We start from the raw sequence: 23480 nt of genomic DNA, 5'->3' as shown, positions 1-23480 counted from the left end.
GTCAGATCCCCCGTCGAGCGGTCGAGAGGAAGTCGAGGTCGGCCCGGGGGATGCCCTCGCACAGATCGGCGACGGCGTCGCCGAGAGCGGGTCCGAACTTGAACCCGTGGCCCGAGCACGCGGACACGGCGATGACCTCGGGGGTGTCGGCGAGCGCGCCGATCACGAAGCGCTTGTCCGCGGTCATCGTGTACAGGCACGCGGCCGCTTCGACGGGGGCGGTGTCGAGGGCGGGCACGTACGTGTGCAGCAGCGCGCGCAGTTCCTGCACCTCGGCCGGGGTCGGCGGGGCCACGGGGGTCTCGGGATCCCAGATCTCTCCGGCATCCACTCCGAGCTTGACGCCGTTGCCGTCGGCATCCGGGATGCCGAAGACGAGCCCCTCGGGACGATCGACCGAGAACGCGCCGAGCGCCGGCGGGATCCCCGCGGATTGCCCGGGCCGGACGGTGACGGTCAGGATGCGCCAGACCTCGAGCAGGTCGGACAGCTGCGGCAGGAGCCTCCCCGCCCACGGTCCCGCGGCCACGACGAGACGCGCGGCGCGGACGACACCGCGGTCGGTGCGGACCTCGACGCCGGTCGGGCCCGCGTCCCAGCCCAGGATCCGCTCATCGGAGCGGAGATCGGCACCGGCCGTCGTGGCCACGTGCCGCAGCGCGACGAGGGCGCGTTCGGCCTCGATCACCCCCGCCGACGGGTCGTACACGGAGCGGTAGCCGTCGGGGACGGCGAACGACGGCATGAGGGAAGCCATCTCGGCGGGGTCCTCGACGAGGACGCAATCCGGACCCTGCAGCTGCGCTGCACCATCGTGGGCGTACAGTCCGCCGGTGCGATGCAGCAGGACGGTGCCGGTCTCGCGCTCGAGGGACTCCCACGCGTCGAACGCCTTCTCGACGAGCGGATTCCACACCGGGTTCGGGTAGGCGCGCCGGATCATTCGCGTGCGGCCGTGCGAGGATCCGCGGGCGTGCGCCGGCGCGAATCGGTCGATGCCGACGACGCGCAGGCCGCGTCGGGCCAGACTCGCGGCCGTGGCCATCCCGTGGATGCCGAGCCCGAGCACGACGACGTCGGCCGAGACCGCGGCGGTCATCGAGTGACCCCCGCGCTGATCTCGGCGACACCGTCGACGAGAGCGGCCACATCGGTCTCGTCGTTGTAGACGTGCGGTGAAGCGCGGACGACACTCGGCACGCCACGGTCGCCCAGATCCCACTGCCCGTGCGTGGCGGGAACCGAGACGACGCGCACGCCCCGGCGCGCGAGCTCGACGACCGCGTCGGCGGGGGCCACGCCGTCGATGACGAACGTCACGATGGCCGAGCGGGTGCCCGGCGGGTCGGCGACCGCGACGCCGTCGAGACCGGCGAGTCCGGCGCGAAGACGCTCACCCGCGGCGACGAGCCACTGCGCGGTCGATGGGATGCCGCGCGCGATCGCCTCGTCGAGGGCCACGCCGAGTCCGAGGCGCGCGGCGACCGCCCCCTCCCAGGTCTCGTAACGCCGCGCCGAGGCGTCGAGCTCCCACGAGGCGCTCGAGGTCCAGCGTGCTCCACGCACGTCCGGGGCCGTCGGGAGCAGCCGGTCCTGGAGGGTGTCGCGCACATAGGCGAAGCCGGTGCCGCGCGGCGCCCGCAGGAACTTGCGCCCGGTCGTGACGAGGATGTCGCAGCCGATCTCTTCCACGTCGACGGACAGATGACCGACCGACTGGGTCGCGTCGAGGATGTACGTCCCGCCGTAACGCCGCACGACCTCCCCGATCTGGGCGGCCGGCTCGACGAGACCGGACGAAGTGGGCACGTGGGCGACCGTCACGATCGACGGTACCCCGTCCGAGAGGAGCGCATCGAGAGCGGCGACGTCGACGCGGCGCCGCTCGTCGTAGGGGGCGATGACGAGATCGATGCCCTGTTCGCGCGCGAGGCTCATGAGGTGCAGGGCGTGGCTGACATACGTGCTGCTGGAGGCGACGATGCGCTGCCCGCGCTGCGGGCGGAGGGCGTCCAGCATCACCCGCAGCCCGGTCGAGGCACTGTCGAACAGTGCGATCTCGGCCGGCTCCGCCCCGACCAGCGTGGCGGCGGACGCGTACACGTCGTCGAGTCGGCCGCGGCGCTCGGCGGCGGCCTCGTACCCACCCTTGGTCTCTTCGAGGCGGAGGTGCTCGACGACGGCGGCGACCACGCCATGGGTGGGCAGTGCCGCGCCCGCGGCGTTGAAGTGGCTGGCCAGCGTGGATCCGGTCGTGCGGCGCCGTTCGGCGGCCACGTCGATAGGGGGTCCGTCCACGGGGGGCGCGGGTACCGCGGCCAGCGCGGCGTCTGCGGTGGGGAGCGAGTTCATGGGGGACGGGATACCTCCGAGTAGGATCCAAACATACTACATGTGGATCCAATCTTGCTTCTCGATCTGGAGGTGCCATGTCCCGCATGCTCGCCTACGTCGGCACCGCGCCGGCGAACGCCGCCACCGCGCTCGGGCCGGAGGTCCTGGCATCCTTCTCCGCGCTGTCGCGAGTGCACGCCGACGGATGGGGGTCGGCGTGGCGGGGCCACGACGGCGTCTCGACCCACGTCGTCGCGGATCGACGCGCCAGGCTCGACGACCTGGCGCGCGCGGTGCCGACCCCCACATCCGCCGCACTCCTCTACCTGCGCTTCGGCAGTTCGGGGACCGGCGCGACCGAAGCCGAGGCGCAGCCCTTCGTCCGCGGCCACGTGGCGTTCCAGCACAACGGCGCGCTGGCGCCGCCCGAAAGGCTGCGCGCAGCGCTCACCGCCGAGGAACGCGCGAACCTGCGCGGCTCCAACGACAGCGAGCTGTACTTCGCGCGCGTGTGCCGCGCCCTCACCTTCGCGGAGCATGTCGACCCACGGGCCGTCGCCGACGCGGTCGCCGCGGTGCGCGCGCTGTACCCCGACGCGTGCCTGAACGCCCTGCTGCTCACCCCCACCGCGCTCGTCGCGGTGCACTCCTCCGCCGGGAGGCCGGCGCCGCTCGCCGCCTTCGCCGCACGCGGGCTCGACGTCGTCGACCTCCCTCCCGGACACGGCGACGGCTACAACCGCCTGTTCACGCGGCGCACCGCGGCCGGCACGCGCCTCGTCGCGACCACCGGCATCCCGCTCGAGGGCTGGACGCCGCTCCCCGAGGAGACGGTCTCGATCGTGACGCCGGAAGGGCTGGCATCCGTCCCGATCCCCCGTCCGACACCCGTGTGACGCGCGAGAACCGGAGCGGGCCTACCGTGGACACATGGCTCGCATGCGTGTGGAACCCGACGACGCCCCGACGGCGCGCCTCTCGGACGGATCGATCGCCCGCGTGACAGCCTCGACGTTCGTCTCGGGCTCCGAGCTCGTCGTCGACGGCACCCCGCAGTCGCACGTCGATCTCGACGACCCCACGCACTTGCACTTCGAGTACGTGGCGCGCATGGGCGCCGTCATCGACAGACTCCGGATGCCGGGGCAACCCCTCACCGCGGTCCACCTGGGCGCGGGCGCCCTGACGCTCCCCCGCTACGTCGAAGCCACGCGACCGGGCTCGCGACAGCAGGTCATCGAGCTGGAGCCGGCCCTGTGGGATCTGGTGCGCGAGAACATCCCGCTCCCCCGCGGCGCGGCGATCCGTGTGCGCATCGGCGACGCCCGCGCCGGCGTCGGACGGCTGCCCGCCGGTCTGCGCGGCGCCGTCGACCTCCTCGTCAGCGACGTCTATTCGGGCGCGCAGACCCCGGCCCATCTGACGACCGTGGAGTTCTACCGCGAGGCGGCGGCGCTGCTCGCACCCGACGGCGTGCTGCTGGTCAACGTGTCCGATGGACCCGGGCTCGCCTTCGCCCGCCGGCAGGTCGCGACGATCCGCGAGGTCCTGGGCGAGGTCATCGTGCTCGCGGAGGTGCAGGTGCTCAAGGGGCGCCGGTTCGGCAACCTCGTCGTCGCGGCGTCGGCCGCGCCGCTGCCGGTGGAGTGGCTGCCGCGCCTGATGGCGGCCGGACCCCACCCCGCGAAGGTCGCTCAGGGGGCCGAGATCGACGAGTTCGTTCGCGACGCGCGCCCCGCGACGGATGCCGATGCGACACCGTCGCCGAAGCCCTCGGCATCCATCTTCGAGCGCTGAGACGGACCCGCGGTCGACCGCTCGCTCAGGTTCGCCACCCGACGGTGTGGCGAGGCGGATCATCCGGCCCCCGCACCGCAGACTGGAGTCCTTCGGCCATTCGAGAGGAGCGACGGTGAGCTATATCCACGGGTACGACCCCGACACGTTGCGCGAGATCACCGACTCTCGTGAGTGCGCGGAGCGGCTCGAGGAGATCGGCTCGCAGCGCAGCCTCCCGGCCCTCCTCGAGCGCACGTGGCTGCTCAAGGTGCTCGACCGGTTCGACGAGGCCCTCACCGTCTCGGAGCAGTCCGTCCGCGTGGCCCGCATGGCCGGAACGCGCCGCGACCTGTTGCGCGCGCGCATCCTGCACGCCACGATCCAGCAGTGCCGCGGCGCCTTCGCCGCCGCCGAGCAGGAGCTGACGGCGTGCGCGGAAGAGGCCGAGGGTCAGGGCTGGGCCGGTATCGCCGCGTTCGCCCTGCAGCACCGGGGCAAGGTGCACTACGACGAGGGCGAGTACGAGTCCGCGCGCAAGGATTTCAAGCGGGCGCTGTTCCTGCGACAGAACGCGGGAGCCTCCGACGCCGAACTGGAGTCGACGCTGCTCGCGATCGACGCCGCCGACCGCCGACGGACTCGCGCGGTCGTGGCGAGCTGACGTCGGAGCCCCCCTCTACGATTCCCGTCATGTCCGATCTGCAGCGTGTGCGTGTGTGGGCGGAGGCCCTGATCGCCCTGCACCTCGACGAATCGTGGTCGTTCGCGTTCGACAACGCCAAGCGCCGCGCGGGTCTCTGCGACTACGGGCGGCGCCGCCTCAGCGTCTCGCGCTACCTCGCCGCCCGCTACGACGACGACACCAATCATCAGACGCTGCTGCACGAGGTCGCCCACGCCCTCGCGGGGGCCGAGGCCGGCCACGGCCCGGTGTGGAAGCGTGCGGCCCGCGAACTCGGCTACATCGGGGGCACCACGCACGCCGGAGAGACCGCGAACGAACTGGCGCCGTGGGTGGGCACGTGTCCCGCGGGGCACGTCGCCTACCGGCACCGTCGCGCGACACGCCCCACGTCGTGCGCGAAGTGCGCTCCGTCCTTCGATCCCCGCTTCGCCCTGACGTGGATCCGGCGCGAGATCACCCCCGCGACGCGACTCGCCGCGTCGACGCCCCGCTGACCCGGACGCCCCGCCACGGCTCACGCGGCGACGCCCACGCCCTCACGCGGCACCGCTCGCCGCGCCACCCGCTCACGCGGCGGTGAACACACCCCCGCGCAGGACCGGGACGACGGATGCCGCGTCGCGCTCGGCCGCGGCGAGCACGAGATCACGCGCACCCGCGTCGGCCAGAACGCGACCCGTGCCGCTGGCCGTGAGGAGATGCCGGACGGCGCCGCGCAGCGCCCGGAACCCTTCGCCGGCCACGGCCGCGTCGGGCGAGGCGTGGTCGATGCCGAGGTCGCCGAGCGCGGTGACGACGGCGCCGGCACCCAGGAGATCCTCGACGGCGAACCGCACGCCGGACTCCGGCGCGTCGTCCGCATCGCCCGCCGCGATGACGGCGATGCTCGTCCGCTCCCCGCGGTCACGTTGCACGTCGAGCACGTGCGCGGCGACAGCCGCGGCGTTGCGCACACCCGCGACGACGACGTGCGCTCCCGCCCGCTCCGCCGCGAGGGCGATCCGCTCGGCGTCGCTCGACGACGCCGCCAGCGTGCGGTCGTCCTCGGCCGCGGCGATCGCTCGCGCCGAGAGCCCCAACGTCTGCACCACCACGACGACGTGCGCGGGAGCCAGCCGGCGCAGACCCGCTTCGCCCCAGTCCAGTCGCACCTGGTAGTTCGCCTGCGCGAGGGGATCGGGGGTGTGCGGCATCCTTCGAGCCTACGACGAGCCGCGCACGGGCTCTCGCCGCGTCAACCCGTCCCGCAGCCGCCCGCGGAGTTGACACAATGCGAGCATGCGCATTCTGCTGAAGTTCGAGATCGCCTGCGATCCGGGTGCCGCATGGCGGGCACTGCATTCCCCGCGGGCGGTCGCCGAGCTGTACGGACCGCTCCTCGATGTCGAGCCGCTCGAGGACATGCCGACCTCGTTCGCCTCGGGTGACGACGTCCCTGTCCAGATGCGCGCGGCGGGGGTCTTCCCGGTCGGCCGCCAGCTCATCTCGGTCTCGGACCGCACGACGCGCGACGCGCACGGCCCGGTGCGGGTGTTCCGCGACTGGGGCGTGCCGCTCACCGGCCCGCTGGCGGCGCTGGACGTGTGGGATCACCAGATGGCGGTCTCGGCGGTCCCCGGCGACCCGAGCCGGACGCTGTGGCGGGAACGTCTCACGATCGGCGGCGCCGCCGCCCCCGCGCTCTGGCCGGGGCTGTGGGCGATGTGGCAATGGCGCGCCACCCGCATCCGCGCGCTCGCACCGACGTGGGCGCACGATCCGGAACTCGATCACGACGACGCCGAGCCGCCCGCCTCCTGAACGTCCCGGGGCGGGTCAGACCAGACCGTGCCGGTAGGCGAACACGACCAGCTGCACCCGATCGCGGAGCGCGAGCTTCGTGAGGATCCGGCTCACGTGCGTCTTGACCGTGGCCTCCGACAAGAACTCGCGCGCGGCGATCTCGGCGTTGCTGAGGCCGGTGGCGGCGAGCGCGAAGATCTCCCGTTCGCGGTCGGTGAGCGCGGTGTAGCTCGCCGGGACCGGCTCGGTCGTGCCGCCTTCGGCGATGTGGGCGAAGAGATCGCGGGTGGCTTCAGCGGTGATGACCGCGGAACCCGCGTGCACGGTGCGCACGGCCGACAGCAGGAACTCCGGGTCGGAGTCCTTCAGCAGGAATCCGCTTGCGCCGTGCTGGATGGCGTGTGCCGCCGCTTCGTCGAGATCGAACGTGGTGAGCACCACCACGCGCGGAGCGCGGGGTTCGCGCAAGATCTCCGCGGTCGCGGTGAGACCGTCCATGACGGGCATGCGCACGTCCATCAGGACGATGTCGGGACCTGTCGCTCGCACGACCTCGATCCCCTCCCGGCCGTCGGAGGCCTCCCCGACGACCTCCATATCGGGCTGGGAATCGAGCACCATCCGGATGCCGGCTCGGAAGAGGGCCTGATCGTCGACGAGCACGACACGGATCGGCGAGGTCATGACAGCGGTTCCTCTCGAGGGGCGGGGACGTTGCGGCATCCACTCTGCCGCGCACGGGGGACGCGGGCGAACCGCACTCTCACGAGGGAGCTCCGATCGGCAGGCTCGCCCGCACGACGAAGCCGTCTCCTTCGGGCTGCGCCGACAGCGTCCCTCCGACGAGCTGGGCGCGTTCCCGCATTCCGATGAGGCCGTGCCCGGCGGACGACGGAGGCGCGGCGCCGATGACCCGTCGATTGCCCACCGTGAGCTCGACCTGGTCGGGATGCCATGCGAACCGAACGACGGCCCGGCGGTCGGCCCCGTGCCGGAGGGCGTTGGTGAGCGCCTCCTGCAGGATCCGATAGAGCGCGAGCTGCACCGCGGCGGGGGGCTCGCCGTCCGGTGGAGGCTCGACCGACACCTGCAGGTCGACCCCGGCGGCCCGCACCTGCGCATACAGCGTCTCGACGTCCGCGAGGGTGGGTTGGGGGCCGTCGGCCTGACTGTGCCGCAATTGGGTCAGCAGGAGCCGCACGTCACCGAGGGCGGCGCGGGCGGTCGACGAGATCGTGGCGAGGGCCTGGGTCGCAGCGGCGGGATCCTGAGCGGCGGCGTAGCGCGCCCCGTCGGCCTGCGCGATGACGACGGCGAGCGAATGCGCCACGACGTCGTGCATGTCGCGCGCGATGCGCACACGCTCCTGTTCGGCGACGGTGGCCTCTTCGGCGGCGCGCTGCGCCGCGGCGTTGGCGGCGGCGCGGTGGGCCGTGCGGACGAGCGCCCCCGTCACCCAGGCGAGGAGGAACGCGAAGCCCGAGGCCAGCAGCACCGCGAGGACGGCGAAGAGACTGTCGGGATTGAACACCCCGTTCACCCCGCGCAGGACCACGTACGCCGAGGCCACCGCGGCTCCGACGAAAGCCGAGACGAACCCCGCCCAGAACACGCGGCGACTGCCGTACGCGGCCGAGACGTAGAGCACGACGAACACGACGACGTCGGTCGGCGACGGATCGCGCAGGAACCCCATCTGCACGCACGCCCCGGCCCAGGCCAGGAGGAGGGCGACCCCGGGCTGCAGCCGTCGGAAGGCGAACGCGGCCGTCATGAGGGCGACGAACAGGAACGCCCCGAGGTTGCTCACGACGTCTCCCGGCCCCAGCTCGATCACGATCGAGAACAGCCCGAACACCGCGGCCACGACGAGGTCGACGGTCCGCTGGTACCGGAGCAGGGGACGCAGGGCGATGCGCATCCCCCACACGCTACGCGGCACGGGAACGGCCGGCATCCGTCGGCAGATGTATCTGCTGGGGGCGAGGCGGGGAGGGAGGGCGCGGGGGGCGGGGGCGGGGCGGGAGGGCTGCCGGGACAGGGATGCCGCTGGGGCGAGGCCGGGACTGCGCGTTGCCGGGCGCCGCGGGCCGCCGCCGTCAGGCGGGGAAGTCGGCGGGCTCGATCGGGCGGGCCTCGAAGAAGGTCTGCAGCACGATCGTGGTGCGCGTGTTGACCTGGGCCGCCGTGCGGATGTCGCGGATCAGCGTCTCGAGATCGCGCGGAGTCGGCACGCGGACGAACAGCATGTACGCCGCGTCACCGGCGATCGAGTGGCACGCCTCGATCGCGCTGAGGTGCGCGAGCAGATCCGGAGCGTTGTCGGGCTGCGCCGGATCGAGGGGCGTGATCTCGACGAAAGCGGCGAGCGGGCGGCCGAGCGCCTCGGCATCCAGAACGGGCCGGTAGCCGCGGACGATGCCGCGCGCCTCGAGCCTCCGCAGCCGCGACTGCACCGCCGAGACCGACAGGCCGACCTTCTCGGACAGGTGGGCGAGCGTGGCGCGCGCATCGAGGGAGATCTCGCGCACGATGGCCGCGTCGACGGTGTCGTCGAGCCGCGCGCGGCGAACGGAACCGTCGGACATGCGCCCGACAGTACCAGGATGCGACGGAGCCTCCGTGGCGGCATCCGTAATTTTTCCGTTAGCATGCGGTATTGACAGGAATCTTTCCCGCCTACGCCGATCGGAGGCCTCCATGACCCTCGCGACACCCTCGCGCTCCGCGCACGACCTGCTCGACGGGCACGCGGTCGACACGGTCGAGCACACCCCCGCGTGGACTCAGCTCAAGGACGCCGCCGTCCAGCTGCAGTCGCTGCAGGCCGCGGACGGCGCGGTTCCGGAGGCATCCGATCACGCGCGCGCCGGTGCCCTCGTCGACGACATCGTCGACGCGATCCGGGCCCTCACCCCCCTGTTCCCCCACGACGATGCCTACCTCCGCGCGTCCGTCGTGGACTTCGAGCGATGGAAGGATGCCGGGTTCGGCGTGCCCGACTTCCTCGACTCGCTCGTGGCGTTCCAGCCGCAGCAGCACCGGGTCGACGGCATCCGTCATCTCGTCGTCTTCCCGATGTACACGCAGAACGGCTCACGCGACCGGCACGTCGAGGCGGTGCTCGTCGAGGTCATCTGGCCCGAGTTCATCGCGCGCCTCGAGACCGAGTACACCAACGGCCTGTTCGTCTCGCTGCGCCTGGTCGATTTCACGCCCGGGTACGACACCAACTCGGCGGTGCTCTTCCCCGAGACCGTCGCGATGCGCGAGGTGCCGGCCTTCACGTGGGGCGCGATCTTCCAGGACCGCGAGGCCGCCCGTTACCGTCGCGTGACCCGCGCCGCGGCCGAGATCACCAAGCTCGACCTGCCCGAGAACGCCGCGCGCCTGCTCGATGATCAGGACCTCGCCGAGCGCACGTTCGTGATGTGGGACATCATCCACGACCGCACGCACATGCGCGGCGATCTGCCGTTCGACCCGTTCATGATCAAGCAGCGGATGCCGTTCTTCCTCTACTCGCTCGAGGAGTTGCGGTGCGACCTGACCGCGTTCCGCGAGTGCGTGGAGATCCAGGCCCGGCTGTCCGCACGCGACGACCTGGATGCCGCGGAGCAGGCGATGCTCGAGCACGCCGAGCTCGTGCAGTACGCCGTGATCTTCGACCGCATCTTCCGCTTCGCCATCACCGGCTCGCGGGTCCGCAACTACGACGGGCTGGGCGGTCAGCTGCTCTTCGCGTGGCTGCACCAGCGTCGCGTGCTGCACTGGACCGACACGTCGCTGGCGTTCGACTGGGACGAGGTGCCGGCCGCGGTGGTCGCCCTCGCCGACGCCATCGACGAGCTGTACTGGCGCTCGATCGACCGACCCAAGACCGCCCACTGGCTGGCCTCCTACGACCTGGTGCGATCGGTGGTGACGCCGCATCCTGCGTCGGTCTGGGCCCGTGGGCTGTCCGACGAGGTGCTCGCCGGTCTCCCCAAGGGGTACACCGACGCCGTGCTCGACGACGAGTTCCCCCTGTCGATGTTCTTCGAGGCTCTGGAGAAGAAAATGCGCCCCGTGATCGCTTCGACCGAGGGCATCACCGGCCGCGACTGAGGCCCGGGATCCCGGCCCGTCCTCCCCGCCACGGCACGCCGTCCCGCGGAGTTCGGCCGAGACACGCCGCTACAGCCCCGGCTCGCACAGCGGGTCGACGGCAGACTCCGCACGACGGCGCGGACCGATGCCGCCGTACGACGAAGGCGACCCGGAGGGAAGAGACCATGAGCCACGACACAGGGGTACGCGACCGACTGGTTGTGCTGGCGGGGGGAACGAGCGCGGCGGGCCGCACCGCGGCGCGGGCCCTCGTCGATGCCGGGGCTCGCGTCGTCGTCGTGGGGTCGGACGACGCGCGCCTCCGCGAAGTACGGGCCGAGATCCCCGACGTCGCGACCGAGCGCTGCGACCTGACCGACGCGGATGCCGTGGACGCCCTGCGCGAGCGCGTGCACGCCGCGCGTGGGCGGGTCGACGGCATCCTGCACCTCGTCGGGGGCTGGCGCGGCGGCGGGGGCCTCGCGGGGCAGAGCGATGAGGACTTCGCGTTCCTGCTGCGTTCGTTGACGGCTTTGCGCGTGGTCTCGCGGGCCTTCGACGCCGATCTGCGCACCTCGGATGCCGGGCGCCTGGCGATCGTGTCATCCACCGCCGTGGATCGGCCGCTGGCGGGCGGTGCGAACTATGCCGCCATCAAGGCGGCGAGCGAGGCGTGGGTGCGGGCCGTCGCCCAGGGCTTCGCCAAAGATGCCCGCGATGCCGGACGCCCGCTATCCGCGGCGGCCGTCGTCTTCCGAGTGAAGGCGCTCGCGGGGCTCGAGGCGGGCCTCGCGGCCGCGTTCGTCGGTCTGTGGGGCCAGGACGCGGAAGCGGTCAACGATCGCGTCGTCGCCCTCGTTCCCCCGGTCGGCTAACGCGGATCGAGGTCCGGTTCGGTCGCGCCGCCCCGACCCGGATCCGCCGCCGTCGCGGAGACGCCACCGCCCGTCGCGGAGACGCTGCCGCCCGTCCCGGAGATGCTGCCGCCCGTCCCGGAGACGCCACCGCCCGTCGCGGAGACGCCGCCGCCCGTCCTGTCCACTGGAGCCTCGGCGACGCGGGGATCGACGTCGGCGCCCACGGATGCCGCGCCCGAACGCACGGCGAACGGGTCGAGGGCATCGCCGTCTCGGTGGTCGTCGGCTCCCTCGCCGGCGGCGACATCGGCGTTCACGGTCGACGTCGCGTACTGCCGCGAGAGCAACCGATAGGACCGGGTGAGGAACGCCCCCGCACCGAAGACGACCATCACGAGTCCGGCGACGAGGAAGATCAGCGCGATCCCGCGCCCGATTCCGTCGCCGAGCAACCACTCCCACTGCGCGCGGCCGGCATCGCCGTCCATGTAGGGGATGATGACGAACTCGGCGATGGGCGCGATCAAGAACGCCGTGATCGGCGCCGACGCGGACTCGAATGCCGCGGCGAACCCGAACACCCGGCCTTGCGTTTCGAGCGGCACGACCTTCTGGATCACGGTCTGCTCCGCGGACTCCACCATCGGGATCAGCGCCATGTAGATCCAGATGCCCGCGACGTACAACCACCACCAGTCACGCAGGGTGAAGGCGGCCCCGAGGACGCCCATCGCGATCACCACGAGCAGCATCGTGCGGATCGGGTTGCGCCCGAGGCCGAACTTCGCCACGAGCCCCCCGCCGATGATGAACCCTGTGGCCGTGACGCCCAGCACGACTCCCCAGATCTCGACGGGGAAGAGTTGCAGACCGTAGGGGTCCATGAGGGCCAGATAGACCCCGCCGATGAGGTTGTTGAACGTCGAGAAGATGAGCAGGGCGAACAGACCGGGGGCGGCGCGCACGGCCCGAACGGCACCGCGCACGTCGACGGCCGGCATCCGCTCGGTGGCGGCCGCCGGACGTTCCTCGGGGATGCGGATCGTCAGCAGGTGCGCGAGCGCCGCGAGGGTCAACGCGATCGCGATCGCGAGCGTCCAGCCCATGCCGAGCACTCCGACCGACAGTCCACTGAACACGCTCGTCACGACGAAGGAGAGACCCTGCACCGTGCCGACGAGGCCGTTCGCGTTCGGCCGGCGTTCTTCGGATACGAGCAGCGTCACCGTGGTCGACAGCGCGATGTTGCGCATGTTCTCGACGACCGCGCCGGCGAGGATGACCCCGGCGAAGATCCAGAACCAGGGCCCACCGAGGTCGAGCAGCGCCCGCTCGGGGAAGAGGAGCCACAGCACACCCGCCACCCCGAACGCCGCGAGAGTCAGAGCGCCCGAGAACACCATGACGCGGTGCTTGCGGTGCCGGTCGACGATCGTGCCGAAGAGCATCGCGAAGATCGCCAGCAGGAGCATGTACGCGCCGCCGACGATGCCCGTGGCCAGGACCGACCGAGTCTCGAGGTAGACCCAGAACGTGAGCGCGAACCACAGGTAGCTCGTGGTGACGTTGGCGACCGCCGTGTTGACCAGGACACCCACGAACGCGCGGCGCCCCTCGGCGGCGGACGCCACGATGGGGGCGGCGGACGGGGGTGTCTCGGTCATGCCGCACACGTTAGCGACCCCCTCCGACATCGACCAGAGCGCGGGTCCCGATGACTACGCTGGAGGGGTGACCCCCCTGCATGACACCGCCGTCCGCGGCTTCGCGTCCGACAACTATTCCGGCATCCACCCCGACGTCCTCGCCGCGATCGCCGCCGCCAACGAGGGCCACCAGGTCGCGTACGGAGAAGACGTCTACACCGCCCGCCTGCAGGAGCTGTTCGTCGATCTGCTCGGCGAGGGCGTCGAGGCCTACCCGGTGTTCAACGGCACCGGCGCGAACGTCGTCGGTCTGCAGTCGATGCTCCCCCGCTGGGGTGCGGTGATCGCGGCATCCACCGCGCACATCAACGTCGACGAGGGCGGTGCCCCCGAGCGCGTCGGCGGCATCAAGCTGCTGACCGTCCCCACCGACGACGGCAAGCTCACGCCCGAGCTGGTCGACCGCGAAGCCTGGGGGTGGGGCGATGAGCACCGGGCCCAGCCGCTCGTGGTCTCGATCACGCAGTCGACCGAGCTCGGCACCCTGTACTCGGTCGACGAGATCCGCGCCCTGGCCGACCACGCGCACGGGCACGGCATGCGCCTGCACATGGACGGCGCCCGCATCTCGAATGCGGCGGCGGCGCTCGATGTGCCGCTGCGCGCCTTCACCCGCGACGCGGGCGTCGACGTGCTCAGCTTCGGGGGCACGAAGAACGGCGCGATGATCGGCGAGGCGGTCGTCGTGCTCGACCCGGCGGCATCCACGGGTCTGACTTACCTCCGCAAGCTCGACATGCAGCTCTCCAGCAAGATGCGTTTCGTCTCGGCCCAGCTGGTCGCACTCCTCGACGGCGATCTGTGGCTACGCAACGCCCGTCACTCCAACGCGATGGCGCAGCGTCTGCGCGCCGGCGTCGAGGCCGGCCTCGCCGACGGCTCGATCCACGGGGTCGAATTCACCCAGCCGACGCAGGCGAACGGCGTCTTCGCGACCCTGCCTGTGGGCGTGGCCGACCGGCTGCGCGAGAGCTTCCGCTTCTACGACTGGGACGAGATGCGCCGCGAGGTGCGCTGGATGTGCTCGTTCGACACGACCGAGTCCGACATCGACGCCTTCATCGCCGCGATCGCCCGCGAGACCACGCGCTGACACCCGCTCCCCCGCAGCGGCCCCGGATGCCACGGCCCCAGGCCGAACCCGGCGCGCCCGCCGCCACCGCCCGACCCGGATGCCACCACCCGACGCCGAACCCGGCTCAGCGGGCCGACGGGCGACCGAGGATGAGCGTCGACGGCGACGGCCGCCAGTGTCGGGCGACGTAGTCGACGGCTTCGTCGACCCCGAGCGCCCGACTGGAGTTGCCGATGCGCACCCACAGGTCGGTGGTCGGACCGCCGTCCTTGGGCTGGGTGAGGAAGACCGGACGCGGCGCCGGGCGGCACACCACGACGCAGACGTGAGGTCGCCCCTCGGCGGGCGCAGCGAAGACGATCCGCGGCTGGGCGGCGGCGTTGCGACCGAGGGCGGTCGAGAGCATGTCGCGCAGCCACAGCTCGAACCGATCGTGGTCGGGCGTGCGCAGTGTCGCGAGGTCCCGGTCGAGGCCGATCGCGGTCCCGGCGTCGTCGGCGCCGATCACGAGCGTCCCGCCGCGCGAGTTCAGGAACGCCGCGACCGACTTCGCGATCGCGATCTCCATGCGCGCGTCCTTGCGACTCTCGCGCACGTTCCAACGGGCGGTCTCTTTGAACTCGACCCGGTCGGACTCGCCCGCGCGCAGCAGCGCCGCCACGTCGACGTCGCCGCCGTCCCGTCGCGCGGCCGCCACGACCGCCGCGACGATCGCGGACAGCCCGATGCTCGCACCGGCCGAGAACAGGATCGTCGTGGGCACCCACAGCCGCGCCGCACCGCCCACGAACGCGGACAGGAGCAGCCCGATGCTCACCCCGAGCACGCCGATCACCGTCATCAGCGGCAGGCTCAGCGAGCGCGCCGGACCGAACGCGCGCCGCAGCACGACCGCGATCGCCGCGGCCAGCGCCAGGACGACGGGCAGCGCGATCGCGAGATCGACGAGCGGGGTGTCCATCGGCATCCGGGCTCGAGCGGGACTCAGCGCAGCGCGCCGAGCGAGGCCAGCCCCAGACGGACGAGCGTGCCGCGCCCACCCTCCATCTCGGCCGAGAGGGCATCGGATGCCGCTTCCTCGGGCGAGAGCCACGTGACCTCGAGGGCGTCCTGGCGGGGCTCGCACGTGCCGGTGACGGGCACGACGAAGGCGAGCGACACGGCGTGCTGCCGATCGTCGTGGAAGGCGGTCATGCCCGGAAGCGGGAAGTACTCCGCGACCGTGAAGGGTGCCGGCTGCGGGGGCAGCAGGGGGAAGGCCATGGGTCCGAGGTCGTTCTCGACGTGGCGGAAGAGCGCATCGCGCACGGTCTCGCCATAGCGCACGCGTCCGGAGACGAGCGTGCGCGTCATCTCGCCGAGCGGGGTCGCCCGCAGGAGGATGCCGACCTGGGTCACGGCACCCATCCCGTCGGTGCGGACCGGCAGCGCCTCGACGTAGAGCATCGGAAGACGCCGTCGCGCCTCGGCGAGTTCGACCTCGCTCAGCCAGCCCGGGTTCGAGTTGGGGGCGGCGGGCGCGCCCGAGAAGGGCGTCGACAGCGAGTCGCGGTCGTCGCCGTTGTCACCGGGTTCGGGGTCGGGGGTGCGCACGGGCATGTTCCCTGTATATCAACCGACCGCCCCGATGCCCACGTTTGCGGGCGGATGCCACGGCTCGGCACCGCACCGCTGGCCCGGCCGCGACCGGGGCGGGCACGCGCGACCGCCCGGGGGCGCTGGCTGTGTCGGAGGTCTTTGCCACAATGGGCGGCATGACCGAGCGCCCGATCCTCGATCCCTCCGTCGTCCGCTGGTCGGTGCCACCGGCCGAGATCGACGACCGTCCCGTGCTCCTCCTGCTGCACGGGTACGCGGCCGACGAGCACGATCTGTTCGGCCTCGCGCCGTACCTGCCCGACGCCTTCGCGATCGCGAGCGTGCGCGCCCCGCTCACTCCGCCCTGGCCCACGCCCGGCGCCTCGTGGTACCCGATCGAGGGCCTGAACGGCCGCGATCCCGCCGCCATCACCGTCGCGGCCGAGTCGCTGCTCGCGTGGATCGCCGACACCCTCGGCGACCGCCCGGTCGGGCTCCTGGGCTTCTCGCAGGGTGGGGCGGTTGCGGTCCAGACCCTGCGCATCGCTCCGGACGCGGTGTCGTTCGCCGTCGTCCTCGCCGGCTACGCCGCGGGCGGCGAACTCCCCGGCGACATCGTTCTGGCCGAGCGACGCCCCCCGGTGTTCTGGGGGCGGGGGTCGCGCGACGACGTCATCCCGCCGCACCTGATCGACATGACCGCGCAGTGGCTCCCCGCGCACAGCGACCTGACCGGCCGGGTCTACCCGGGTCTGACGCACTCCGTCTCCGAGGAAGAGCTCGCCGATGTCCGCGCGTTCCTCGACGCGCGCCTGGCCGGCGGCACCGCCGACGTCTGATCCACTCGGCGTTCCGCGGCCAGCGAACGTCAACCCCGGCCCGATGTCGGAGGTCCGGGAGAAGATGTCGGCATGGCCGACGTACTCGACAGATTCGGTCCTGCGACGCAGGACTGGTTCCGTGGTGCGTTCGCGACGCCCACGACCGCGCAGAAGGGTGCGTGGGAGTCGGTGGCGTCCGGTCGCAACGCCCTCGTCGTCGCTCCGACCGGCTCGGGCAAGACCCTCTCGGCCTTCCTCTTCGCGATCGACCGGGTGTTCCGCGAGAAGGCGCCCGAGGGGGCGGATGCCGCGCCCCCGCGCCGCGGCCGGGGCGCGGTCAAGAAGCCCGCGAACACCTCCCGCACCCGCATCCTCTACATCTCCCCGCTCAAGGCCCTCGGCGTCGACGTGGAGCGCAACCTCCGCTCGCCGCTGGTCGGCATCGGTCAGTCGGCCCGACGCTTGGGCATCGAGGTCCCCACCGTGACCGTGGGCGTGCGGTCCGGAGACACGAGCTCGAGCGACCGCCGCAAGCTGGTCACCGACCCACCCGACATCCTCATCACGACTCCCGAGTCGCTGTACCTCATGCTCACGAGCCAGGCGGCCGAAACGTTGCGCGGTGTCCACACCGTGATCATCGACGAGGTCCACGCGGTCGCCGCGACCAAGCGCGGCGCGCACCTGGCGGTGAGCCTCGAGCGGCTGGACGCGCTGCTCGACGCTCCCGCGCAGCGCATCGGGCTCTCCGCCACGGTGCGGCCGATCGACGAGGTCGCGCGCTTCCTCGGCGGCGCGCAGCCGGTCGACATCGTGGCGCCGAAGGCGACGAAGGCGTTCGATCTGTCGGTGGTGGTCCCCGTCGACGACATGCTCAACCCGCCGCCCCCGCCCGGAGCTCCGGCCCCCGACGACGTTGTCGACGGCGAGTGGTTCTCGGAGCGCCCCGAGAGCACCGAGATGTCGGGGTCGGTCTGGCCGCACGTCGAAGAGGCGATCGTCGACCGCATCCTCCAGCGCCGTTCGACGATCGTGTTCGCCAACTCCCGGCGCCTGGCCGAACGGCTCACCGGCCGCCTCAACGAGATCTACGCCGAGAGACAGGGCATCGACGTGCCCGAGCCGACCGTGCCGGCCGCCATGATGGCCCAGGCGGGCTCGTCGGCGGGGGTGGCCGCGATCCTGGCCAAGGCCCACCACGGTTCGGTCTCGAAAGAGCAGCGGGCGCAAGTCGAAGACGAGCTGAAGTCCGGCGCCCTGCGCTGCGTCGTGGCCACGAGCAGCCTCGAGCTCGGCATCGACATGGGCTCGGTCGATCTCGTCATCCAGGTCGAGGCGCCGCCGAGCGCGGCATCCGGTCTCCAGCGCGTCGGACGTGCGGGGCACCAGGTCGGCGAGGTGAGTCGCGCCGCCCTGTTCCCGAAGCACCGCAGCGATGTCCTGCACACCGCCGTCGTCACCGAGCGGATGCTGTCGGGGCGCATCGAGGCCATCTCGGTGCCGCAGAACCCGCTCGACATCCTCGCGCAGCAGACCGTCGCAGCCTCGGCGCTGGGAGCCATCGACGTCGAGGAGTGGTTCGAGACGGTCAAGCGCAGTGCGCCGTTCCGCTCGCTCCCCCGCTCGGCGTACGAAGCGACGCTGGATCTGCTCGCCGGGCGCTACCCGTCCGACGAGTTCGCCGAGCTGCGCCCGCGCCTGGTGTGGGATCGCGACGCGGGCACGCTCACCGGCCGTCCGGGCGCGCAGCGGGTCGCCGTGACCAGCGGCGGCACGATCCCCGACCGCGGACTGTTCGGGGTGTTCGTCGCGGGCGAGTCGCAGAACGCCCGCGTCGGCGAGCTCGACGAAGAGATGGTCTACGAGTCGCGCGTCAACGACGTCTTCACCCTCGGCACGACGAGCTGGCGCATCGTCGAGATCACGCACGACCGCGTCAACGTCGTACCGGCCTTCGGGCAGCCCGGAAAGCTGCCGTTCTGGCACGGCGACGGCATCGGCCGACCCGCCGAACTCGGCGAGGCGCTGGGCAAGTTCTCTCGCGATCTGGCCGGCGCCGAACGCGGCAAGGCCGAGGAGCGACTGCGTGAGTCGGGTCTCGACGACAACGCGATCACCAACTTGCTCGCCTACCTGGCCGAGCAGCGCGAAGCCACCGGCACCCTCCCCACTGACCGCACGCTGACGGTCGAGCGCAGCCGCGACGAAGTGGGCGACTGGCGCATCATCCTGCATTCCCCGTACGGCATGCAGGTGCACTCCCCGTGGGCGCTGGCCGTGAACGCGCGTATCCGCGAACGTCTCGGCGTCGAGGGGGCCGCGGTCGCCAGTGACGACGGCATCATCGCCCGGGTCCCGGATGCCGCGGCCGAACCGCCGGGCGCCGACCTCTTCGTCTTCGAACCCGACGAGCTCGAACAGATCGTCACCGACGAGGTCGGCGGATCGGCGTTGTTCGCCTCGCGCTTCCGCGAGTGCGCCGCCCGCGCCCTGCTCCTGCCGCGCCTGAACCCCAACCGCCGCTCGCCGTTGTGGCAGCAGCGCCAGCGTTCGGCGCAGCTGCTCGAGGTGGCGCGGCGGCATCCGTCGTTCCCGATCATCCTCGAGACGCTGCGCGAGGTGCTGCAGGACGTCTACGACCTCCCCGCGCTGCTGCGGGTGGCCCGGCAGATCGGCGAACGGCGCATCCGACTCGTCGAGACGACGACGAGCCAGCCCTCCCCCTACGCCCGCGACCTGCTCTTCGGCTACGTCGGCGCCTTCATGTACGAAGGCGACTCCCCCCTCGCCGAGCGTCGAGCCGCGGCTCTGTCGGTCGACCCGGCCCTGCTGAGCGAACTGCTCGGCAAGGTCGAGATGCGCGAGCTCCTCGACCCCGACGTGATCGCGCAGTTCGAGCGCGAGGCGCAGCGCCTCGATCCCGAACGCCGCGCCCGCGGCGTCGAGGGGGTCGCCGACCTGCTGCGACTGCTCGGTCCCCTCGACGCGGCCGAGGTCGCCGTGCGCCTGGATGCCGAGACGGACGCCGCCGTCGAGGCGTCCGCGCACCTGAAGACCCTCGTCGACGAGAGGCGGGCCATCCCCGTCACGATCGCGGGCGTGTCCCGCGTGGCGGGCATCGAAGACGCCGGGCGTCTGCGCGATGCGCTCGGTGCGGCGCTGCCGGTCGGCATCCCGAACGCCTTCCTCGAGCCGCTCGCCGATCCGCTCGGCGATCTCGTCGCCCGATTCGCCCGCACCCACGGTCCGTTCACGACCGATGCGGTGGCCGAACGCCTGGGCGTGGGCGTCGCCGTCGCGCGCCTCACGCTGCAGCGGCTCGAGTCGCAGGGACGACTGTCGAGCGGCTTCTTCCTGCCCGAGGCCACCGGCGGGCGCGGCGACGACACCGAATGGTGCGACACCGAAGTGCTGCGGCGACTGCGGATGCGCTCGCTCGCCGCGATCCGCGGCAGCGTCGAACCGGTGCCGCCCGCCGCATACGCCCGATTCCTCCCGGTCTGGCAGCACCTCACCCGGCCGCTGGAGGGAGTCGACGGGGTCCTCGCCGTCGTCGAGCAGCTCGCGGGAGTGCCCATTCCGGCGAGCGCGTGGGAATCGCTCGTCCTGCCCTCTCGCGTGGCCGACTACACCCCGGCCCTCCTCGACGAACTGACGGCCACGGGAGAAGTGGTGTGGTCTGGTCATGGCACTCTGCCCGGGCGCGACGGGTGGATCGCCCTGCACCCCGCCGAAGCCGCGCCGTTCACTCTTCAAGATCCCGACGATCCGGCCGATCCCGCGCCCGATTCGCTGGAGGCCCGCCTCCTGGCCGCGCTCGAGAGCGGGGGCGCGTACTTCGCGCCGCAGCTGAAGCAGCTCGTGAGCGCCGAGAACGAGCAGTCTGTCAACGACGCCCTGTGGGCGCTCACGTGGGCGGGTCGCGTCACGAACGACACGTTCGCCCCGGTGCGGTCGTTGCTCGGCGGCGGAGGCCAGGCGCACCGTGTCGCTCGGCGTGCGCCCCGCGCCCGCATGTATCGCGGGGCGACGCTCCCCCGGCCGACGGCAGCTCCGCGACCGCCTTCGCTCGGCGGGCGCTGGTCGTTGCTTCCGGAGCGCGAACCGGATGCCGCCGCTCGGGCGACCGCCACGGCGAGCCTGCTGCTCGACCGGTACGGCGTGGTCACGCGCGGGGCGGTGCAGTCGGAGGGCGTCCCCGGCGGCTTCGCGCAGGTGTACCGCATCCTCGCCGGTTTCGAAGAGGCCGGGCACTGCCGACGCGGCTACGTGATCGAGAAGCTCGGGGCAGCCCAGTTCGCGGCCTCGGCGACGGTCGACCGTCTGCGCGAGTTCGCCGCGGTCGCCGATCCGCCCCCGTTGCGCGCGGTGACACTCGCGGCCACCGACCCCGCAAACGCCTACGGCGCCGCCCTCGGCTGGCCGGCCCTGGAGGGCGTGACCCATCGTCCCGGCCGGAAAGCGGGCGGCCTGGTCGTCCTGGTCGACGGCGAGTTGACGCTGTACCTCGAGCGCGGGGGACGCAGCGCCCTGGCGTTCACCGACGACGAGGCGCGGCTGCAGGCCGCGGCCCGTGACCTGGCAGACGCCTCGCGGCGGCGCCGCCTCGACACCCTCACCGTCGAACAGGTCAACGGGGAGTTCGTCTACGGCACCGCGGTGGGCAGGGCCCTGCGCGAGGCCGGTTTCGTCGAGTCGCCCCGTGGACTCACCCTGCGCCGCCTCACCGCGGGCGACACCCTGCGCGAGGCCGCCCGTGCCTGAGGGCGACACCGTCCATCGCGCAGCGGCGAAGCTGTCGGCCGTCCTCGCCGGCCGCACCGTCACGCGATTCGACATCCGCGTCCCGGGCAGCGCGACCGCCGATCTGCGCGGCGAAACCGTTCACGAGGTCGTCGCGCGAGGCAAGCATCTGCTCGAACGCATCGGCGCCTACACGCTGCACTCGCACCTCAAGATGGAGGGGCGGTGGGACGTCTACCGCCCCGGCGAGCGCTGGCGGCGCCCCGCGTTCAAGGCCCGGGCGATCGTCGGGGTGACCGGAGCCGACACCGTCGGCTTCGATCTGGCGATGGTCGAGGTGCTCCCCACGGCCGACGAGGACCGGGTGGTCGGCCACCTCGGTCCCGATCTGCTCGGCCCCGACTGGAACGAGGCCGAAGCGGTACGACGCGTCGCCGCCGACACGCGGCCCGCGCACGTGGCGCTGCTCGACCAGCGTCACGTCGCCGGTTTCGGCAACGTGTACGCCAACGAACTCCTCTTCGTCCGCGGTATCGCCCCGACCACGCCCGCCACCGAGATCGATGCGCAAGCCACGATCGCGCTCGGTCGACGCATGATCCAGGCCAACCTCTCCCGCCCCGAACGCACGTTCACCGGAGACAGCCGCCCCGGTCGCCGCATGTGGGTCTATGGCCGCGAAGGGGCACCGTGTCGACGGTGCGGCACCCCGATCCGGGCGACGATGCTCGGAGCCTCGGCCACGAGCGAGCGCAACGTGTTCTGGTGCCCCACCTGCCAGCCGGAATGAGAGTGGATTCGAAGCCGATGTCAACCCGCCGTTCCCGGATGACCAAGCGTGCGACAACGGTGGAAGGCAAACCGGCGCAGCGGAAAATACCGTGGTCCGGCGGGAATCCGTCGGGGCCTCCGCGCCGAACAACCATGCACGGGAATGAGAGTGAACCCGCATCGGTTGTCACACAAGTCGGCCGACCCGAAGGCCGATCGGAGGGGATCGTGGGAAAGAACTACATCGACATCGAGAACGACCACGGCGAGACGCTGCGTTACCGCAAGCACGTCAACGGTCGTGGACTCGTCGCGCACGGCGCGAAGGTCCACCCGTCGGCACTGGTGGAGAACGGCGCGTACGTCGAACCCGGAGTGCAGATCGCGGCCGGTGTCCGTGTCGGTCGAGGCGCCTGGATCGAGTCGGACGCTGTGATCGGCCCCGAAGCGCACATCGAGCCGCACGCGCATATCTGCGCGGGTGCCGTCATCGGCGCCGGGGCTCACATCGGCGTCCGCACTCAGGTGGGATCCAACGCTCGTATCGCCGTGGGTTCGCTCATCGGCGACGACGAGGTCATCAACGACGGCGAAGCCGTCGCGACCGATCGCCGAGGTCTTCGTCTGGCCGCCTGAGGCTCACGCGCCGAGGCATCCATACCCGCACGTCTCTTCGGAGCGTGCGGGTCTTTTCTTTGCGTCGACCTGTGCGAGTCCCATCGAATTGCTCGACGTCGAGAAGAATCACCGTGGATTCCGCTCGACATCGAACAATCCGGATGTCTCGGATTCGCTCGATATCGAAGTTCTTCCGTGGGGGAATCTCGACGTCGAAGTACTCGGCCGGGTCACGCCACGATCGCGAGAACGAATCCGATGAGCGGCAGAGTGCCCTGAGCAGCCGCCGGGCGCAGGTACTTCCGGCCCGAGGTCGTGAGCACGAGTGCGGCACCCAGCATCGAGCCGAGCGAGAACAGCAGGAGTGTGCGCCCGGCCACGTCGCCGACGCCGTTCACGGCCCACAGCACGACGCCGATGCCCGCTCCGATCGCGAGGAACAGGTTGTAGAAGCCCTGGTTGTACGCCATCGGCTTGGCGATGTCGGCCGCTTCCTGCGAGGCGACCCCGAACCGCCGCCATACGTTCGGGTGCGACCAGCGCACGCTCTCGAGCACGAAGATGTAGACGTGCAGCAGGGCGGCGAGCCCCGCGAAGACGAGCGCCAGGATGCCGATCATGCCTTCACGTTAGCCTGGAGCC

The 23480-nt window shown here is 71.8% G+C and carries 21 protein-coding genes and 1 pseudogene; 12 read left to right on the top strand and 10 right to left on the bottom strand.

Annotation, left to right across the window (positions count from 1 at the left end; translation table 11 throughout):
- Nucleotide 1: 1 nt before the first annotated feature.
- Both solA and AC3E6M_RS14780 read right to left on the bottom strand, forming a co-directional pair.
- The gene (solA, locus tag AC3E6M_RS14785; protein WP_490530374.1) at nt 2–1099 is read right to left on the bottom strand and encodes an N-methyl-L-tryptophan oxidase; all 1098 of its coding nucleotides are present in this window, start codon (nt 1097–1099) and stop codon (nt 2–4) included.
- Nucleotides 1096–2352 carry an aminotransferase class V-fold PLP-dependent enzyme gene (locus AC3E6M_RS14780; protein WP_490530373.1) on the bottom strand — a complete coding sequence of 419 codons (1257 nt, stop codon included), beginning with the start codon at nt 2350–2352 and terminating at the stop codon, nt 1096–1098. Before AC3E6M_RS14780 ends, solA begins: the two co-directional genes overlap by 4 nt.
- A gap of 77 nt (nt 2353–2429) precedes the next feature.
- Here AC3E6M_RS14780 and AC3E6M_RS14775 point away from each other — a divergent pair, with 77 nt between their 5' ends.
- The 4 genes from AC3E6M_RS14775 to AC3E6M_RS14760 all read left to right on the top strand — a co-directional run bounded on the left by AC3E6M_RS14775 (nt 2430) and on the right by AC3E6M_RS14760 (nt 5292).
- Nucleotides 2430–3230: a class II glutamine amidotransferase gene (locus AC3E6M_RS14775; RefSeq protein WP_490530372.1), complete on the top strand. Its 801-nt coding sequence runs from the start codon at nt 2430–2432 to the stop codon at nt 3228–3230.
- 34 nt (nt 3231–3264) lie between these two features.
- Complete coding sequence (locus tag AC3E6M_RS14770; protein ID WP_138177804.1) at nt 3265–4131, top strand: spermidine synthase; 867 nt, start codon at nt 3265–3267, stop codon at nt 4129–4131.
- A 115-nt stretch (nt 4132–4246) separates the two neighbouring features.
- Nucleotides 4247–4774 carry a tetratricopeptide repeat protein gene (locus AC3E6M_RS14765; RefSeq protein WP_138177802.1) on the top strand — a complete coding sequence of 176 codons (528 nt, stop codon included), beginning with the start codon at nt 4247–4249 and terminating at the stop codon, nt 4772–4774.
- A gap of 29 nt (nt 4775–4803) precedes the next feature.
- On the top strand, nt 4804–5292 hold the full coding sequence (locus tag AC3E6M_RS14760) for a SprT-like domain-containing protein (protein ID WP_138177800.1): 489 nt from the start codon (nt 4804–4806) through the stop codon (nt 5290–5292).
- Nucleotides 5293–5364: 72 nt separating this feature from the next.
- On the opposite strand, the gene AC3E6M_RS14755 is transcribed toward AC3E6M_RS14760, so the two are convergent.
- Nucleotides 5365–5991, bottom strand: a complete 627-nt coding sequence (locus AC3E6M_RS14755; protein WP_490530371.1) for a 2-phosphosulfolactate phosphatase — start codon at nt 5989–5991, stop codon at nt 5365–5367.
- An 85-nt stretch (nt 5992–6076) separates the two neighbouring features.
- On the opposite strand from AC3E6M_RS14755, the gene AC3E6M_RS14750 reads away from it, so the two are divergent.
- Nucleotides 6077–6598, top strand: a complete 522-nt coding sequence (locus tag AC3E6M_RS14750; RefSeq protein WP_490530370.1) for a hypothetical protein — start codon at nt 6077–6079, stop codon at nt 6596–6598.
- Nucleotides 6599–6613: 15 nt separating this feature from the next.
- Here the strand turns inward: AC3E6M_RS14750 and AC3E6M_RS14745 are convergent, their stop codons facing one another.
- The 3 genes from AC3E6M_RS14745 to AC3E6M_RS14735 all read right to left on the bottom strand — a co-directional run bounded on the left by AC3E6M_RS14745 (nt 6614) and on the right by AC3E6M_RS14735 (nt 9168).
- Nucleotides 6614–7264 (bottom strand): response regulator, encoded by a 651-nt coding sequence (locus AC3E6M_RS14745; protein ID WP_138177794.1) that lies wholly within the window; start codon nt 7262–7264, stop codon nt 6614–6616.
- A 79-nt stretch (nt 7265–7343) separates the two neighbouring features.
- Nucleotides 7344–8501: a sensor histidine kinase gene (locus AC3E6M_RS14740; RefSeq protein WP_490530369.1), complete on the bottom strand. Its 1158-nt coding sequence runs from the start codon at nt 8499–8501 to the stop codon at nt 7344–7346.
- 178 nt (nt 8502–8679) lie between these two features.
- A complete protein-coding gene (locus AC3E6M_RS14735; protein WP_394529796.1) occupies nt 8680–9168 on the bottom strand; it encodes an Lrp/AsnC family transcriptional regulator in 489 nt (162 codons plus the stop codon).
- A 112-nt stretch (nt 9169–9280) separates the two neighbouring features.
- Here AC3E6M_RS14735 and AC3E6M_RS14730 point away from each other — a divergent pair, with 112 nt between their 5' ends.
- Entirely contained in the window at nt 9281–10687 is a 1407-nt protein-coding gene (locus AC3E6M_RS14730) for a DUF6421 family protein (RefSeq protein WP_138177881.1), read from the top strand.
- Between the two features lie 167 nt (nt 10688–10854).
- The gene (locus AC3E6M_RS14725; protein ID WP_490530368.1) at nt 10855–11544 is read left to right on the top strand and encodes an SDR family NAD(P)-dependent oxidoreductase; all 690 of its coding nucleotides are present in this window, start codon (nt 10855–10857) and stop codon (nt 11542–11544) included.
- Between the two features lie 287 nt (nt 11545–11831).
- On the opposite strand, the pseudogene AC3E6M_RS14720 reads toward AC3E6M_RS14725, so the two are convergent.
- Nucleotides 11832–13190, bottom strand: a pseudogene (locus tag AC3E6M_RS14720) (MFS transporter); the annotation flags it as partial.
- A 67-nt stretch (nt 13191–13257) separates the two neighbouring features.
- Here AC3E6M_RS14720 and AC3E6M_RS14715 point away from each other — a divergent pair.
- Nucleotides 13258–14325, top strand: coding sequence for a threonine aldolase family protein (locus AC3E6M_RS14715; RefSeq protein ID WP_490530367.1), 1068 nt, complete (start codon nt 13258–13260; stop codon nt 14323–14325).
- Between the two features lie 106 nt (nt 14326–14431).
- Here the strand turns inward: AC3E6M_RS14715 and AC3E6M_RS14710 are convergent, their stop codons facing one another.
- Both AC3E6M_RS14710 and AC3E6M_RS14705 read right to left on the bottom strand, forming a co-directional pair.
- Nucleotides 14432–15274 (bottom strand): AlbA family DNA-binding domain-containing protein, encoded by an 843-nt coding sequence (locus AC3E6M_RS14710; protein WP_490530366.1) that lies wholly within the window; start codon nt 15272–15274, stop codon nt 14432–14434.
- Nucleotides 15275–15291: 17 nt separating this feature from the next.
- Nucleotides 15292–15906: an NUDIX hydrolase family protein gene (locus AC3E6M_RS14705; RefSeq protein WP_138177872.1), complete on the bottom strand. Its 615-nt coding sequence runs from the start codon at nt 15904–15906 to the stop codon at nt 15292–15294.
- A gap of 155 nt (nt 15907–16061) precedes the next feature.
- Between AC3E6M_RS14705 and AC3E6M_RS14700 the strand changes: the two genes are divergently transcribed.
- The 4 genes from AC3E6M_RS14700 to AC3E6M_RS14685 all read left to right on the top strand — a co-directional run bounded on the left by AC3E6M_RS14700 (nt 16062) and on the right by AC3E6M_RS14685 (nt 22856).
- The gene (locus tag AC3E6M_RS14700) at nt 16062–16724 is read left to right on the top strand and encodes an alpha/beta hydrolase (protein ID WP_138177870.1); all 663 of its coding nucleotides are present in this window, start codon (nt 16062–16064) and stop codon (nt 16722–16724) included.
- Nucleotides 16725–16796: 72 nt separating this feature from the next.
- A complete protein-coding gene (locus AC3E6M_RS14695; protein ID WP_490530365.1) occupies nt 16797–21470 on the top strand; it encodes an ATP-dependent helicase in 4674 nt (1557 codons plus the stop codon).
- The gene (locus tag AC3E6M_RS14690; protein ID WP_490530364.1) at nt 21463–22239 is read left to right on the top strand and encodes a DNA-formamidopyrimidine glycosylase family protein; all 777 of its coding nucleotides are present in this window, start codon (nt 21463–21465) and stop codon (nt 22237–22239) included. Before AC3E6M_RS14695 ends, AC3E6M_RS14690 begins: the two co-directional genes overlap by 8 nt.
- Before the next feature lie 209 nt (nt 22240–22448).
- On the top strand, nt 22449–22856 hold the full coding sequence (locus AC3E6M_RS14685) for a transferase (RefSeq protein ID WP_138173047.1): 408 nt from the start codon (nt 22449–22451) through the stop codon (nt 22854–22856).
- Nucleotides 22857–23068: 212 nt separating this feature from the next.
- Here the strand turns inward: AC3E6M_RS14685 and AC3E6M_RS14680 are convergent, their stop codons facing one another.
- A complete protein-coding gene (locus tag AC3E6M_RS14680) occupies nt 23069–23458 on the bottom strand; it encodes a DUF1304 domain-containing protein (protein WP_490530363.1) in 390 nt (129 codons plus the stop codon).
- Between the last annotated feature and the right edge of the window lie 22 nt (nt 23459–23480).

The sequence above is a fragment of the Microbacterium sp. SCPM-O-B-15248 (M128) genome (assembly GCF_058214835.1).
Note: the sequence above shows the minus strand (reverse complement) of the source record. Positions and strands in the feature narration are given on the sequence as shown.

Bases quoted from the DNA above. Each gene is read 5' to 3' on its own strand.
- solA (WP_490530374.1), bottom strand. From the start codon at position 1,099: ATGACCGCCGCGGTCTCGGCCGACGTCGTCGTGCTCGGGCTCGGCATC.
- AC3E6M_RS14780 (WP_490530373.1), bottom strand. From the start codon at position 2,352: ATGAACTCGCTCCCCACCGCAGACGCCGCGCTGGCCGCGGTACCCGCG.
- AC3E6M_RS14775 (WP_490530372.1), top strand. From the start codon at position 2,430: ATGTCCCGCATGCTCGCCTACGTCGGCACCGCGCCGGCGAACGCCGCC.
- AC3E6M_RS14770 (WP_138177804.1), top strand. From the start codon at position 3,265: ATGGCTCGCATGCGTGTGGAACCCGACGACGCCCCGACGGCGCGCCTC.
- AC3E6M_RS14760 (WP_138177800.1), top strand. From the start codon at position 4,804: ATGTCCGATCTGCAGCGTGTGCGTGTGTGGGCGGAGGCCCTGATCGCC.
- AC3E6M_RS14755 (WP_490530371.1), bottom strand. From the start codon at position 5,991: ATGCCGCACACCCCCGATCCCCTCGCGCAGGCGAACTACCAGGTGCGA.
- AC3E6M_RS14750 (WP_490530370.1), top strand. From the start codon at position 6,077: ATGCGCATTCTGCTGAAGTTCGAGATCGCCTGCGATCCGGGTGCCGCA.
- AC3E6M_RS14745 (WP_138177794.1), bottom strand. From the start codon at position 7,264: ATGACCTCGCCGATCCGTGTCGTGCTCGTCGACGATCAGGCCCTCTTC.
- AC3E6M_RS14740 (WP_490530369.1), bottom strand. From the start codon at position 8,501: ATGCGCATCGCCCTGCGTCCCCTGCTCCGGTACCAGCGGACCGTCGAC.
- AC3E6M_RS14735 (WP_394529796.1), bottom strand. From the start codon at position 9,168: ATGTCCGACGGTTCCGTTCGCCGCGCGCGGCTCGACGACACCGTCGAC.
- AC3E6M_RS14730 (WP_138177881.1), top strand. From the start codon at position 9,281: ATGACCCTCGCGACACCCTCGCGCTCCGCGCACGACCTGCTCGACGGG.
- AC3E6M_RS14725 (WP_490530368.1), top strand. From the start codon at position 10,855: ATGAGCCACGACACAGGGGTACGCGACCGACTGGTTGTGCTGGCGGGG.
- AC3E6M_RS14710 (WP_490530366.1), bottom strand. From the start codon at position 15,274: ATGCCGATGGACACCCCGCTCGTCGATCTCGCGATCGCGCTGCCCGTC.
- AC3E6M_RS14705 (WP_138177872.1), bottom strand. From the start codon at position 15,906: ATGCCCGTGCGCACCCCCGACCCCGAACCCGGTGACAACGGCGACGAC.
- AC3E6M_RS14700 (WP_138177870.1), top strand. From the start codon at position 16,062: ATGACCGAGCGCCCGATCCTCGATCCCTCCGTCGTCCGCTGGTCGGTG.
- AC3E6M_RS14695 (WP_490530365.1), top strand. From the start codon at position 16,797: ATGGCCGACGTACTCGACAGATTCGGTCCTGCGACGCAGGACTGGTTC.
- AC3E6M_RS14680 (WP_490530363.1), bottom strand. From the start codon at position 23,458: ATGATCGGCATCCTGGCGCTCGTCTTCGCGGGGCTCGCCGCCCTGCTG.